Source organism: Roseomonas marmotae (genome assembly GCF_017654485.1).
Classification (GTDB): domain Bacteria; phylum Pseudomonadota; class Alphaproteobacteria; order Acetobacterales; family Acetobacteraceae; genus Pseudoroseomonas; species Pseudoroseomonas marmotae.
Genome location: NZ_CP061091.1, coordinates 444316 through 457500, shown reverse-complemented (window position 1 = coordinate 457500; position 13185 = coordinate 444316). Strand labels below are relative to the sequence as shown.

10 protein-coding genes, 1 tRNA gene, 2 rRNA genes and 1 pseudogene (1 of these 14 only partly in view) are annotated in these 13185 nt (G+C 66.3%); 5 read left to right on the top strand and 9 right to left on the bottom strand.

Annotation, left to right across the window (positions count from 1 at the left end; translation table 11 throughout):
• The 4 genes from IAI58_RS02185 to IAI58_RS02170 all read left to right on the top strand — a co-directional run.
• Positions 1–2437: ribosomal RNA gene (locus IAI58_RS02185) — 23S ribosomal RNA — on the top strand; it begins 303 nt to the left of the window's first position.
• Positions 2438–2575: 138 nt separating this feature from the next.
• Positions 2576–2690 (top strand): 5S ribosomal RNA (gene rrf / locus IAI58_RS02180).
• Positions 2691–2739: 49 nt separating this feature from the next.
• Positions 2740–2816 (top strand) — tRNA-Met (locus IAI58_RS02175).
• Between the two features lie 104 nt (positions 2817–2920).
• Positions 2921–3118, top strand: a complete 198-nt coding sequence (locus IAI58_RS02170; RefSeq protein WP_208776009.1) for a hypothetical protein — start codon at positions 2921–2923, stop codon at positions 3116–3118.
• Here the strand turns inward: IAI58_RS02170 and IAI58_RS02165 are convergent.
• Positions 3099–4317, bottom strand: a pseudogene (locus tag IAI58_RS02165) (IS256 family transposase). The gene IAI58_RS02170 and the pseudogene IAI58_RS02165 overlap by 20 nt on opposite strands.
• Before the next feature lie 99 nt (positions 4318–4416).
• On the opposite strand from IAI58_RS02165, the gene IAI58_RS02160 reads away from it, so the two are divergent.
• Positions 4417–4686, top strand: a complete 270-nt coding sequence (locus tag IAI58_RS02160) for a hypothetical protein (RefSeq protein ID WP_207451419.1) — start codon at positions 4417–4419, stop codon at positions 4684–4686.
• Positions 4687–4689: 3 nt separating this feature from the next.
• On the opposite strand, the gene tnpC is transcribed toward IAI58_RS02160, so the two are convergent.
• The 8 genes from tnpC to IAI58_RS02120 form a co-directional block, all read right to left on the bottom strand.
• Positions 4690–6222 (bottom strand): IS66 family transposase, encoded by a 1533-nt coding sequence (gene tnpC, locus IAI58_RS02155; protein WP_408906225.1) that lies wholly within the window; start codon positions 6220–6222, stop codon positions 4690–4692.
• Between the two features lie 46 nt (positions 6223–6268).
• Positions 6269–6613 (bottom strand): IS66 family insertion sequence element accessory protein TnpB, encoded by a 345-nt coding sequence (gene tnpB, locus IAI58_RS02150; RefSeq protein ID WP_207451417.1) that lies wholly within the window; start codon positions 6611–6613, stop codon positions 6269–6271.
• Positions 6610–7011: an IS66-like element accessory protein TnpA gene (gene tnpA, locus IAI58_RS02145; protein WP_207451415.1), complete on the bottom strand. Its 402-nt coding sequence runs from the start codon at positions 7009–7011 to the stop codon at positions 6610–6612. The genes tnpB and tnpA overlap by 4 nt, the downstream gene beginning before the upstream one ends.
• 326 nt (positions 7012–7337) lie before the next feature.
• Positions 7338–8825, bottom strand: coding sequence for a TolC family protein (locus tag IAI58_RS02140; protein ID WP_207449819.1), 1488 nt, complete (start codon positions 8823–8825; stop codon positions 7338–7340).
• A complete protein-coding gene (locus tag IAI58_RS02135; RefSeq protein ID WP_207449821.1) occupies positions 8825–10696 on the bottom strand; it encodes an FUSC family protein in 1872 nt (623 codons plus the stop codon). Before IAI58_RS02135 ends, IAI58_RS02140 begins: the two co-directional genes overlap by 1 nt.
• A 2-nt stretch (positions 10697–10698) precedes the next feature.
• Positions 10699–11748, bottom strand: a complete 1050-nt coding sequence (gene mdtN, locus IAI58_RS02130; protein WP_207449823.1) for a multidrug transporter subunit MdtN — start codon at positions 11746–11748, stop codon at positions 10699–10701.
• A 3-nt stretch (positions 11749–11751) separates the two neighbouring features.
• On the bottom strand, positions 11752–12069 hold the full coding sequence (locus tag IAI58_RS02125) for a YtcA family lipoprotein (RefSeq protein WP_207449825.1): 318 nt from the start codon (positions 12067–12069) through the stop codon (positions 11752–11754).
• Between the two features lie 209 nt (positions 12070–12278).
• Complete coding sequence (locus IAI58_RS02120; protein WP_237182895.1) at positions 12279–13013, bottom strand: gamma-glutamylcyclotransferase; 735 nt, start codon at positions 13011–13013, stop codon at positions 12279–12281.
• Positions 13014–13185 lie beyond the last annotated feature (172 nt).

The window sequence follows — 13185 nt, the reverse complement described above, 5'->3', positions numbered from 1 at the left end:
AGAGTGGGTGATAGCCCCGTAGGCGTATGGCTGGTGTGGATCCTTGAGTAGGGCGGGGCACGTGAAACCCTGTCTGAACGTAGGGGGACCACCCTCTAAGCCTAAATACTCCTTGGTGACCGATAGTGCACAAGTACCGTGAGGGAAAGGTGAAAAGCACCCCGACAAGGGGAGTGAAAGAGACCTGAAACCGAGCGCCTACAAGCAGTCGGAGCCCGCAAGGGTGACGGCGTACCTTTTGTATAATGGGTCCGCGAGTTTCTGTTTGCAGCAAGCTTAAGCCGTTAGGTGTAGGCGCAGCGAAAGCGAGTCCGAACAGGGCGCTGAGTTGCTGGCAGAAGACCCGAAACCGAGTGATCTAGCCATGGCCAGGCTGAAGGTGGGGTAACACCCACTGGAGGGCCGAACCCACGCCTGTTGAAAAAGTCGGGGATGAGCTGTGGCTAGGGGTGAAAGGCCAATCAAACTCGGAAATAGCTGGTTCTCCGCGAAATCTATTGAGGTAGATCGTCAGGCGAACACCGCCGGAGGTAGAGCACCGGAAGGGCTAGGGGGACCCAAAGTCCTACCAAACCCTACCGAACTCCGAATGCCGGTGAGTGCTACCTGGCAGACAGACAGTGGGTGCTAAGGTCCATTGTCGAGAGGGAAACAGCCCAGACCACCAGCTAAGGTCCCCAAATAGTGGCTAAGTGGGAAAGCATGTGAGACGGCCAAAACAACCAGGAGGTTGGCTTAGAAGCAGCCATCCTTTAAAGAAAGCGTAATAGCTCACTGGTCTAATAGCTGTTTTGCGGCGAAAATGTAACGGGGCTCAAGCCACTTACCGAAGCTGTGGATGCATCAGCAATGATGCGTGGTAGCGGAGCGTTCCGTAAGCCTGCGAAGGGAGACCCGTGAGGGCTCCTGGAGGTATCGGAAGTGCGAATGCGGACATGAGTAGCGACAAAGAGGGTGAGAACCCCTCTCGCCGAAAGTCCAAGGGTTCCTGCGCAAGGCCAATCCGCGCAGGGTGAGCCGGTCCCTAAGGCGAGGGCGACAGCCGTAGCCGATGGAAATCAGGTGAATATTCCTGAGCCCGCTAGAAGTGACGGCCGTGAACCGTTGTTCCTCCTTATTGGATTGGAGGGGCTGCCGGATCGGTCCAGGAAATAGCTCTAGCATATGGTCCGTACCCGAAACCGACACAGGTGGACTGGTTGAGTATACCGAGGCGCTTGAGAGAACCATGCTGAAGGAACTAGGCAAATTACTCGCGTAACTTCGGGATAAGCGAGACCCCATCTTGGGCAACCAGGGTGGGGTGGCACAGACCAGGGGGTGGCGACTGTTTAGTAAAAACACAGGGCTCTGCGAAATCGAGAGATGACGTATAGGGTCTGACGCCTGCCCGGTGCCGGAAGGTTAAGGGGAGATGTGCAAGCATCGAACCGAAGCCCCGGTAAACGGCGGCCGTAACTATAACGGTCCTAAGGTAGCGAAATTCCTTGTCGGGTAAGTTCCGACCTGCACGAATGGCGTAACGACCTCCCCACTGTCTCCAGCATGGGCTCAGCGAAATTGAATTCCCCGTGAAGATGCGGGGTACCCGTGGTCAGACGGAAAGACCCTATGAACCTTTACTGCAACTTCGCAGTGGTGCCAGGAAGGGGCTGTGTAGGATAGGTGGGAGGCTATGAAACCGGGGCGCCAGCTTTGGTGGAGCCATCCTTGAAATACCACCCTGCGCCTTTCTGGCATCTAACCGAGCCCCATTTATCTGGGGTCGGGACCCTGCGTGGCGGGCAGTTTGACTGGGGCGGTCGCCTCCTAAAGTGTAACGGAGGCGCGCGATGGTGGGCTCAAGCCGGTCGGACATCGGCTGTTGAGTGCAAAGGCATAAGCCCGCCTGACTGTGAGCGCGACAGCGCGAACAGAGACGAAAGTCGGCCTTAGTGATCCGGTGGTCCCGCGTGGAAGGGCCATCGCTCAACGGATAAAAGGTACTCTAGGGATAACAGGCTGATCTCCCCCAAGAGTCCACATCGACGGGGAGGTTTGGCACCTCGATGTCGGCTCATCGCATCCCGGGGCTGGAGCAGGTCCCAAGGGTTCGGCTGTTCGCCGATTAAAGATTAAGCGTACGTGAGCTGGGTTTAGAACGTCGTGAGACAGTTCGGTCCCTATCTGCCATGGGTGTAGGAGACTTGCGAGGATCTGTCCCTAGTACGAGAGGACCGGGATGGACATACCTCTGGTGTACCAGTTGTCGCGCCCGCGGCATCGCTGGGTAGCTAAGTATGGAACGGATAACCGCTGAAGGCATCTAAGCGGGAAACCAGCCTCTAAACGAGGTCTCCCTAAGGGCCGTGATAGACCATCACGTCGATAGGCCGCAGGTGAAAGGTCAGTAATGGCCTCAGCCGAGCGGTCCTAATAGCCCGATCGATCTCATTCATCTGCACCGCTGTCGTGGCAACACGACACCGCACGCAGCATCCAACCGCGACACACTCACTCAACACTCAATACAGATATCACCAACTCCCATTCATCAGCATCTGTGCTGCCAATGGAGAACGATCCGGCTCGGTGGCCCGGTGGCCATCGCGAGGCTGCTACACCCGATCCCATCCCGAACTCGGCCGTGAAACGCCCCAGCGCCCATGGTACTGTGTCTCAAGGCACGGGAGAGTAGGTCGCCGCCGGGCCACCAAGCCGGACCGTTCATCCAACAAACAGCACAAATACACACACCACCGCGGGGTGGAGCAGCCCGGTAGCTCGTCAGGCTCATAACCTGAAGGTCACAGGTTCAAATCCTGTCCCCGCATCCAACAGTAACCGTCGTCTGATCCCCATCCAGCTCAGCGCTTGACGTGCCCTGCTGCCCTGGCGGTCTGTACCGGTTATCCTGCATGCCGGTTGGAGGTTGAGGGGGATGGCGGGCGAAGACGATCTCCGGGAGCGGCTCCGCAAGATCGAGGCGTTGATTGCGGGTGCAGGAACGGCGGGTGAGCGGGAGGCGGCCGGGGCGGCGCTGGAGCGGGTCAAGGCACGCCTGGCCGAGCAAGCGGGACTGTCAGGAATTTCGTGTGCGGCGGAGCGGTTGAACATGCTCAGGCCATGGCGCGAGTGAAGCGCTCGCCGAACAGAACGGCGAACTGCGCCTTAGCCATGGACCATTCCCGCGGCGGCATGGTCCACTCCTTCTCCGCCCGGTGCAAGACCAGAAACAGCAGCTTCAGGGCGGCCTCATCCGTGGGGAAGTGCCCTCGGCTTCGAACTGCACGGCGCAGCTTCGCGTTCAGCGCCTCAATGGCATTGGTGGTGTAGAGGAACCGTCTGATTTCGACGCTGAATGCGTAGAACGGCACGACCTCGGTCCAGGCGCGGCGCCAGCTCTGGCCAATGGCGGGATATTTCTGGCCCCAGAATTCTGCTTCAAAGGCAGTCAGGGCCGCTTCGGCGGCGGCGGCATCCACGGCCTGGTAGATCGCCTTCAGCGCCGCGGCCACGGGCTTGCGGTCCTTGTAGGCGACGAAGTCCAGGCTCTGGCGCAGGAGGTGAACAATGCAAGTCTGCACCACGGCCTCCGGGAACACTGCCAGGATGGCCTCAGGGAAGCCCTTCAGCCCGTCTACCACCGCCAGCAGCAGGTCCTCGACACCGCGGCCGCGCAGCTCGTTCATCACCCGCAGCCAGAACTTCGCACCCTCATTCTGCTCCAGCCACAGGCCCAGGATCTCCTTGCCACCGTCGGCCCGGACGCCCAGCGCGATGTGCACCGCCTTGTTGCGGACAAGGCCCTCATCCCGGATCTTCACCCGCAGGGCATCGAAGAACACCACCGGTAGACGGGCTCCAGCGGCCGGTTCTGCCAGGCGCTGATCTCGTCGAGCACGGCATCCGTGACAGCGCTGATCAGGTCGGGCGAGACCTCGATGCCGTAGAGTTCGCGCAGGTGGCCCACGATCTCCCGCGCGCTCATGCCGCGGGCGTACATCGAGATGACCTTGTCATCGAAGCCAGGGAAGCGCCGCTGGTACTTGGCGATCAGCTGCGGATCGAAGCTCGCCTGCCGGTCGCGTGGATCTCCAGCGCCAGCTTGCCACTGTCAGTGACCACCGACTTCCGGCCATAGCCGTTGCGGCTGTTGCCTTCACCACCCTCTCCGGCCAAGTGGTGGTCCATCTCGGCGTTCAGCGCCCGCTCGGTGAACGCCTTCTTCAGCTCATCCAGCAGGCCGCCCTGCTCGAAGGCCGTTCTGGCGTCCGCACCGGCCAGCAACTGGTCCAGGATCGCATCCGGGATCCGCGGCTCTTTCCGTCGGGCCATAGGGGGTCTCCTTCTTCCCTACTATGCCCCGCCACACACGAAATTCCTGACAGTCCCGAGCAAGCCCGCCGTGACCCGGCCGTGGAGCAGCAGTTCTCAATGCCGGACAGCTGGTCCCGGCAGCTCTTCGTCGCCCTCTGCCGCCGCTACGGGCTGAGGCCCTATCGCTACCCTCGCCAGAAGCGCACGACGGTAATGCTGCGCGCGCCCAAGGGCTTCCTCGATACGGTCCTCTGGCCCGAGTTTCTGGAACTGGAGCGGGCGCTGCGGGCGCATCTGCAGGGCGTGACCACGCGCATCATCCACGACGCGGTCCATGCCGATACCAGCGACGCGGAGGAGGTAAACCCCGCCTTGCCGGGGCTCTGATGGCTACGCCGCTGCGGCGGTGTCCCGGCCCCAGGTCCAGGGGAGAAGGGCATCAAGCCCGTTCGAGCGCACGTCGCCGCGGACCATCCGCTGCAGCACGTCGGTCAGCCAGGCCTCGGGCTCAACGTCATTCATCAGGGCCGTCCGGATCAGCGTCGTCGCGATGGCCCAGTTCGCGCCGCCTGCCTCACTGCCTGCGAACAGCGCCGCCTTGCGGGTGACGGCCACGGGCCTGATCTGCCGCTCCACCGTGTTTGTATCCATCTCCAGCCTGCCGTCCTCAAGGAACCGCACGAGACCGCCCCAGTGGCGCAGGCCGTAGCGGATGTCCCCGGCGAGCTTGGAGCCCTGGCTGAGGCGATCCAGCTGCGCCCGCAGCCAGATCTCGAGGGCGGCGACCAGCGGCGCGCTCCTCTCGCGACGGATGGCGCGGCGCTGCTCCGCCGAGCGGCCCCGGATCTCGCGCTCGATCCGGTAGAGCTCCCCGATACGCAGCAAGGCCTCGGCGGCGATGGGCGACTTCGTGCCCGCATGGACCTCAAAGAACCGTCGGCGCAGGTGCGCCCAACAGAAGGCCAGCGTCACCGAGCCGTCGCGGCGCTCCCGCCGCATGGCCTTGAACCCGTCATAGCCGTCGACCTGCAGCACGCCTCGGAACCGGCCGAGATGAGCAGCGGGTCGCGCTCCCTTGCGGTCCGGCGCGTAGGCATAAGCGACCGCAGGAGGAGCCCGCCCCAGCCAGGGGCGGTCGTCGACGGCATAGGCCCAGAGGGCCCCCTTGCGGGTTCGCCCGCGACCGCGCTCCAGGGTGGGAAGTGGCGTGTCGTCGGCGAACACCCGTCCCTGTTTCCTGACATGCTCCAGGACCCGCTCGTAGAGAGGCCGGAGCCACCAACAAGCTGCCCCGACCCAGTCGCAGAGGGTCGAGCGGTCGAGCCTCACCCCGCTGCGGCGGAGGATTGCCACCTGGCGGTACAGCGGCAGGCCGTCGCCGTATTTCGAGACGAGCACATGCGCCAGCAGCGCCTCGGTCGGCAGACCGCGCGTCACCGCGTGCTCCGGGGCAGGCGCCTGATGAACACCGCCCACGCAGCCACGACAGGCCAGGCGCGGGCGGACGGTCACCAGCACCCGCAGCCTCGCGGGCACGACGTCGAGCCGCTCTGACCGGTCCTCGCCGATGACGCGCATGTCGCTGCCGCAGCAAGAACAGGTCCGGCTGGCGGGTTCCAGCACGCGCTCCACTCTCTCGAGGTGCGGCGGCAAGGCGCCGCGGTTCCGGCGCGCCGATGGGCGTCCGCGAGGGCCATCCTCCCCCGGCGCATCGTTCGCGGGCGGCGGGGGTGGCACGTCGCGGCCAAGTGCAAGGACAAGCTGGCCGGGATCGATGCGCTCGGCACTCTGGCCGAAGCGTGCGCGGTTGAGCGCGTGGAGCATGCCCTCGAGTGCCGCGATCCTCGCCTCGGCGGCAGCCAGCGCAGCGCGCAGGAGAACCACCTCCGCGTCCGCCCCGTTCGTGTCATCGGCTGCTGTCACGCAGGAATCGTCGCAGGCCGCGCCGCGTCGGTGCAAGCGAAAGCTGCTACGTCGCGCTCGGCCGCCACACCCGCTGTGGGTTGCGCCAGTCCAGGCCCTCGAGCAGCATCGAAGTCTGCGCCACCGACAACGCAATCCTGCCGGTGTTCGTCACCGGCCACTGGAAGCGGCTCCGTTCCAAGCGCTTCTGGAAAAGGCACAGGCCTTGACCGTCATGCCAGAGGCATTTCACCAGATGGCCCCGGCGCCCACGGAAGAGATAGACCGCACCCGAGAACGGATCCTCGCCGAAGGTGGTCTGCACGAGAGCGGCAAGCCCGTCCATGCCACGCCGCATGTCCGTCACCCCGCAGGCGAGGAAGATGCGTGTGCCCGGCGCGGGACCGATCATCGCCTCTCCAGTGCCGCAAGGACGCGCCGAAGCGCCGCCTCGTCTACCCCGGCATCAACACGGACGACGACACCACCTGGAAGCGCGATCTCGATCCGTCCGTCACCAGGCAGCGAGGCGGCCTCAGCAATGACGGCAGGCGCATTCTCGCAGGGGGCTTCCTCCGCTGCGATCGCAGGGAGCCCTGGCGTGATCGGCGCCGGGGTGACCGCCATCAGCAGCTCGCGTCGCCATGTATAAAGCAGTCCCGTGCCGATCCCCCAGCGCCGTGCCACATCGACCGCGGTGACTGTGGGGTCCATCGCCTCGGCGACGATCCGCAGCTTTTGCTCGGGGCTCCAGCGGCGGCGCCGTTCACCGCGGGTCACCACTTCCACGAATTCCGTACGGGCACTCATACGATCACTCATAGGAGTGCTCGCCTCCGTGCTCCCGACCAGATCCCCGTCCACTGCCTGCCCTCTCTCCAGAAGGCTCAATCCTCCTCCCCAGAGCTGTGCACCTCAACCATGGGGGTCAGACGACGCTTACATCCAACATCAAATAACAAACATACCAAACCGCCCCAGTGCATCACGCACAGGGCGGATTTGCCATGTCCGCACATAAAGACTTCCCCTCCTGAGCCGTTCAGCTCACAGGACCCCGGCAAACCAGGGGCGGTGCTTTCATGCAAGACGCCCGCTGTGTCAGCCGGTGCACAGGAAGGCCCACCGCCCTACACTCAGGGAACAGCGTCGGGAGACGTCATGGCGCCGACGGCAAAGGCCAGGTTCGCGGCCCCGACAACCGCGGCGGCATACGTATCCGCCTGGGCCTGCCGTGCGTCCAGCAGGCCCGTATCAGCGGCTGTCGCCGCCGTGACTGTGCCGACACCACTCCTGTAAGCGCCGAGAGCTGCGTCATAGGTGACCGTGGCCGCAGCGGTGAGGGCGCTTGCGGCACGATGCGATTCAAGCGCTGTGCGCAGCATGTTGCGCGCTGTGACGATCTCGCTCACCGCCACGTTCTGCGTGCGCTGGAAGGTGCTTTCGGCCGCTGAGGCACTCGCCTCCGCCTGCCTCAGCCTTGCGGCACGCAGGCCGGAATCATAAAGCGGCACCGTCGCGCCCAGTAGCACGCCGCTCCCTGTCGCCTGCTGACCGATGGTCGGCAGGCCCCCGGCCTCGAAATTGTTCCGCCTGGCGGCGAGCGCGCCTGCGACGAAGACATTGGGGAAGAACTCCGCACGCGCCGCCGCGATGCCGGCCTTGCTCGCCTGCATCGCCTGGTAGCTCGCCATCACGTCGGGCCGGCGCGCCAGGGCGGCGCTGACCATGTCATCGATGGGCAGTTCCGGTGCATCAGGCAGCCGGCGCTGACCCCCGGTGTCGACCTTCAGCGGCAATGTCGGATTGACGCCCATGGCAAGGAGCAGTGCCTGATGGGAATTGCGCTCCTGCCCATCGGCCTGCACCCGGCGCAACTCGGACTGCGCGACCTGCTGGCGGGCCTGCGCGACTTCCACGGTGGTTCCGAGGCCGCTCTCGAGCCGGGCCTCGGACGCGTTGCGGATGGCGGTGCTGTTGCGGAGCGTCTCACGCGCGATGCGCGACCGTGTCGTGGAAGCGGCATGGACGTAGTAGGCACGGGTGACGTCGAAGATCAGCCGCTGATGCTCGCCGTTGAACAGGACATTCGCCGCCAGGGTGCCATGTCGCGCGGCGTCGGCGAGTGCCGCCCGGCGCCCAAAATCGAAGAGCAGCCATTGCAACCCGATGGAAGGCGAGATGCCGTCCACCGTCGTGTCGAAAGAACGCCGCGAGCCGATCGGTAGCGGCAGCGGCGTGGAAGTGGTCTGCCGGCCAGCGATGACATTGGCGGTGATGACCGGCAGGAAGGTCGCCTCCACCATCCCGACCGCAAGCGCGGCTTCGCGCGCGCGCTGCCAGGCCCCGCGCGTCGCGGGGTTGTTGCGCTGGGCTATGTCGATCAGCTCAGGCAGGCGGTAGCTGCGCCGGAGGTCGATATCCGGCCTCGCCGGCAGGACCGCGAGCGCGGGGTCGGGCGGGATGCCGAAATCCTTCTTCCCGCCCCCGCCGTTCCAGGCCTGGCTCTCATGGCCAGCCGGCCGCCATGGCGTCTCGGGGCCGGGCGAGGTCAGCTTCACGGCGTCCTCCGCGCAGGCGGCCAGCGCCAGCGCCAGGCAGAGGAAGGCGCCGCGGCAGCGCATCAGGCTGCCACCGCCGCCTGAAGCCGGTCGAGCCGGCGATGGAGCGCATCCGGTCCACCTGTCTCGCCCAGCATCCCGCCATCCCCTCCGCCGAGGATCCTCGTGCCGAGCTGCCCCAGGCGCGCCGCGACATCGGGCATCGCCTCCCGGCTGAAGTAGATGTCGCGGGTGAGCCCGGCGATCTCCGCGCTGGTCGCCCGCAGCGCGGCCTGGGTCGCCGGCGCCGCGCGTATGGCCGCAGGCTCGAAAGGCAGCAGCGCGAGCAGCTCATCCGCCTTGCCGGCTTCCTTCGCCACCAGCGCGGCATCCGGGACCATGCCCGGGCGATGCTCCGGTGCCTGAGTGGCGAGGCGTGCCAGCCCGGCGAGCGCGTCCCGGAGGTGGGCGCGCGCGGCGCCCTCGACCGAGACGGGCCAGATGCGGGTGGAGATGAGATAGACGACCAGATTGCCGAGCAGGATGCCCACGATGCGGTCCCAGCCCGCGTCGAGGCTGGTGCTGGGCCGGAAGCCCTGCAGCACGATGAGCAGGAAGGCGAGCGCGATCTGCACGCCGCCATAGGCGATGCGTTCGCTGCCGGTCGAGACCCAGGCCCCGACCAGCACGCCGGCGAAGATCAGGACCATCAGCCCGCCCACGCTCTCGAGATGCGGCACGACGAACAGAACCGCGCCCATGCCCATCGCCGCGCCGATCAGGCAGCCGGTGATGCGGAGGCCGAGCTTGTGCACCGTCTCCCCCGTGGAGCCGAGTGCCGCGACGTAGCAGGTGACCATCGCGGTATGGATGTCTTGCCAGTCGAGGCTGGTATAGACGACGTAGCAGATGACCGCCGCCGCCGTGGTCTTGAGCGCGAACCGTTGATACGCGGGATTGGACAAGACGTCGGGGGCGAGGAAGGGTGCCTTCGGCGCCGCGACCACCCCCGGTTCCGGCGCGCCGGCGATCGTGGCGAGAGCGGCCAGGAGCGCATGCTCGGCCTCCGTCGCCGGCTCGGGGCCGGGCTCTGGGCGCGGCGGCATCTCGCCCGCTTCCAGCGCTTCCATGGCGCGGCGGATCGCGGCGGCCAGGGCATCCCGACGCGCGGCACTGAGGTCGTCCGGCAGGGCGGAGGCCGCGAGCATGAGGCGCCAGGAGGCGCGGACATCGCGCGCGATCTGCGCCGCCTGCGGCTCGCCCGTGAGCGCGAGCAGCCTGACGAAGCCCGCCATCTGTTCCAGCGCGGCATTGTCGGCGCGCAGCATCTCGGCCAGCGCCTCATGCCGGCCAGGAGCGCCGGTGACGATGGCCTCCGCGGCCGTGGCAAGGCGCTGCTGAAGCCTTTCGCGCAGCAGCCGCACCGGTGACAGGCCCAGGAAGAGGTTGAACGCTACCATCAGCGCCATCGGCATCGCGGCAAGGTACCAAGCGGAACGCAATGCATAGGTCACCACGTCGCCGGCCGGCGCCATGCTGAGCAGCGTGAGGATGAAGGCGATGATCAGCCCGATGACGCCGCCGATCTCGCCGAGCTGGCTCGCCGCGCCCAGGAAGAGGAAGGCGAAGGAGACGATGGCGATGGCCAGCATCCGCAGCAGCGGTGAATCGACCGTGGCGTTGATCAGCGGCACGGTGCAGATCAGGACGATGGTCGCGAGCCCGATGAGGCCGAAGGCGACGCCGATATTCTCGACCGCGTCGGGCTTCATCAGGAAGATGATCAGATAGCAGCTGAGCGCGGCTTCCGGGATCTCATACATCATCGCCGCCGCGGCGACGATCGCGCAGAGCAGCGCGATACGCCAGGTGAGCGCCGCCCGTCCCGGAAACGGCGCGAGATCGGCGATCGCCTGCGCGACGAAGGAGCGCTGCCGGGGGGCCGTTCCGTCCATGCTCAGCAATGCTCGCCGTGATGGACGACCGCCACGGCCGAGGCGCCGATCCGCATCAGCATCTCCGGCGGCTCGATGAGGCGGATGCGCACCGGGAAGCGCTGGATGATGCGCACCCAGTTGAGCGATTTCGGCACATAGGGCAGGCCGCGCGGCAGGTTCACCACATCCTCGGAGATGACGCCCCAGCCGATGCCCGTCACCGTCCCGGCGATGCGGACGGAGCGGTCGGCCAGCACGACGACGCGCGCGCAGTCGCCCACCGCGATGCTGGGCAGCTCGGTCTCGAGGAAGGTGGCGCTGGCATACCAGGTGTCCGTGTCGATCAGCGTGAAGACGGACTGGCCGGGTATCACGACCTCACCCGTGGATACCGTGAGACCCACCACGCGGCCGTCATGGGGCGCGTGGATGGTGGTATTGGCAAGGCTGCGCTCGGCAAGCGCGAGGGCGGCGCGGCGCGCATCCACCAGCGCCTCCGATTCATCGAGCGTGCTGACGAGGCTGCTCGCCGCCTCCGCCTGGCGCGTCGCCTGGGCGAGGCTGGTGCGGGCATCGTCGCGGGCCGTGCGGGCGTCATCGACCTGCTGCGCCGAGACATAGCCTCTGCGCTGCAGGGGCGTGAGCCGCGCGAGCGACTGCTCGGCGAGGGCGAGGTTCGTCCGCGCGCGGGTCACCTGATCCGTCGCGATGGCGGCGTTGGATTCCTCCGCGCTGATCGCCCGCTGCTGCGCGTTGCGCGCGGCTTCGGCCATCCGCAGATCGGCACGCGCCTGATCGACGGCGAGGCGGAAGGGGACAGGGTCGATCTCGAACAGCAGGTCGCCCTTCGCGACCTTCTGATCCTCCGTCACGCCGAGGGTGATGATGCGGCCCGGCACGCTGGAGGCCATGTTCACGATGCTCGCCGTCAGCACGGCATCCTCGGACAGCGGATTGCCGTCGGCGCGCCTGCTGTAGAACCACCAGGCCGCGATGGCGGCTGCGAGGATCACCCCGGCGACGATGAAACCGAGGAGGCTGTGGCGGCGGGAATAGGCTGACTGCGCCATCTGTCAGCGCCCGTACAAAGTCAGCGAGAGCGCGAGATCTATGATGGCCGCGAGGCATGCGTAGACGAGGAGCCTGAAGGGCAGACGCTGATCGATGCCGATCTTCACGAAGATGACGCGCAACACCACGGCGCCGAGGACACCGGTGGCGGCACAGATGAGCCAGGATGGAAAATAGGCGCCGAGGAGTGGCACTGCCGGGCTGAGCGGAAGGTCACAGCCCGTCAGGCCCAGCGCAGCGAGACCATGGCAGGCCCCTGCCTGCGCCAGCCTTCGCCAAGTCGGACCTCCGGGCTGCGCTGCGCATACATTGGCCGGCATTCGCCTCCACGCACTCCTCGATGCGCTTGCCCCACATCAAAGGCCAGATGGCGTGGCAGGAAGATTCAACCCTGCGTGATGCTGATCCTTGCAGAAACAACCTGGAAGACCGGTGGCGTGATCATGAACATCCGCAAGCCTGCTTCACCTTCGCAAACACCACCGGAAGCCGGTCCTTGGCCGGCGCGGCGAGATGCGGCAACCGCCCGTCAGCCCGCACGCTCCTGCGCCTGCGCCACCAGGGGCAGCAGCCGGTCCAGCAGCGCATCCCGGATCCCGAGACGGCGCAGGCCACGATGCGTCTGGCGCAGGTAATCCGCGGCGCTCCCCAGATGCCCCACCGCCGTCGCCAGGCGCCGCACCACATCCGCCTCTGAGAGATCGGCGTATTGCGGCCCGGCGCGATTGACGACGAAGCCGATGCCCTGGCCGAAGACCTTGCCCTCCGCGTCATGCAGCGGCAGCCAGCGCGGGATATAGGCGCCGGTCAGCATCTCCCGCCGCCAGATCAGCGACAGCTCCTGCACCAGCACCGCGTCGTCGAGCCGGAAGGCCACGCCCTCGCAATAGCCGCCCTCATCCAGCGCCAGCACGAGCCCGGGGTTCTCCGGCGTGCCGCGGCCGATGGGAGTGGAGAGGCAGAAGGCGCGCTGCCAGCCCTCCACCCGGGCGAAGCGGCTGTCCACGTAGTGGATCGTCGGGTTCCAGATCAGCGAGCCATAGCCGAAGAGCCAGACGGGGCCGCCGCCGGGCGGGCGGTGCTCCAGCGTCTCATGCAGGGAACGCGCGCGGTCCACCTCGCTCATCAGCTGGGTGCCGAAGGCGGCCCGCACCATCTCATCCAGGGAATTGGTCATCAGCCGCTCGCGCGTCAGCACATGCGGCTGCTCCGGGCCCTCGGCCTCGCTCGCCTCTTCGGCGCCGGGTAGGTGTTTGGGGGTCACGATATCGCCTTCAGCATGGAGTCCCGGCAGAGATACTCGGCCGGATCACCTCCGGTTGCCCCTGGAATGATCCGGCGGACCCGTTCCTGTCCATGGCCGTCATGCCATCCCGCCATGGCCGCCCGGGCTCCAGCATGCTGGACGCGCGCCCCGTCCGGCCCGATCATAGGCA

Excerpts from the sequence above, each read along its gene's own strand:
- IAI58_RS02170 (WP_208776009.1), top strand. The coding sequence starts at position 2,921 with ATGGCGGGCGAAGACGATCTCCGGGAGCGGCTCCGCAAGATCGAGGCG.
- IAI58_RS02160 (WP_207451419.1), top strand. The coding sequence starts at position 4,417 with ATGCCGGACAGCTGGTCCCGGCAGCTCTTCGTCGCCCTCTGCCGCCGC.
- tnpB (WP_207451417.1), bottom strand. The coding sequence starts at position 6,613 with ATGATCGGTCCCGCGCCGGGCACACGCATCTTCCTCGCCTGCGGGGTG.
- tnpA (WP_207451415.1), bottom strand. The coding sequence starts at position 7,011 with ATGAGTGCCCGTACGGAATTCGTGGAAGTGGTGACCCGCGGTGAACGG.
- IAI58_RS02140 (WP_207449819.1), bottom strand. The coding sequence starts at position 8,825 with ATGCGCTGCCGCGGCGCCTTCCTCTGCCTGGCGCTGGCGCTGGCCGCC.
- IAI58_RS02135 (WP_207449821.1), bottom strand. The coding sequence starts at position 10,696 with ATGGACGGAACGGCCCCCCGGCAGCGCTCCTTCGTCGCGCAGGCGATC.
- mdtN (WP_207449823.1), bottom strand. The coding sequence starts at position 11,748 with ATGGCGCAGTCAGCCTATTCCCGCCGCCACAGCCTCCTCGGTTTCATC.
- IAI58_RS02125 (WP_207449825.1), bottom strand. The coding sequence starts at position 12,069 with ATGCCGGCCAATGTATGCGCAGCGCAGCCCGGAGGTCCGACTTGGCGA.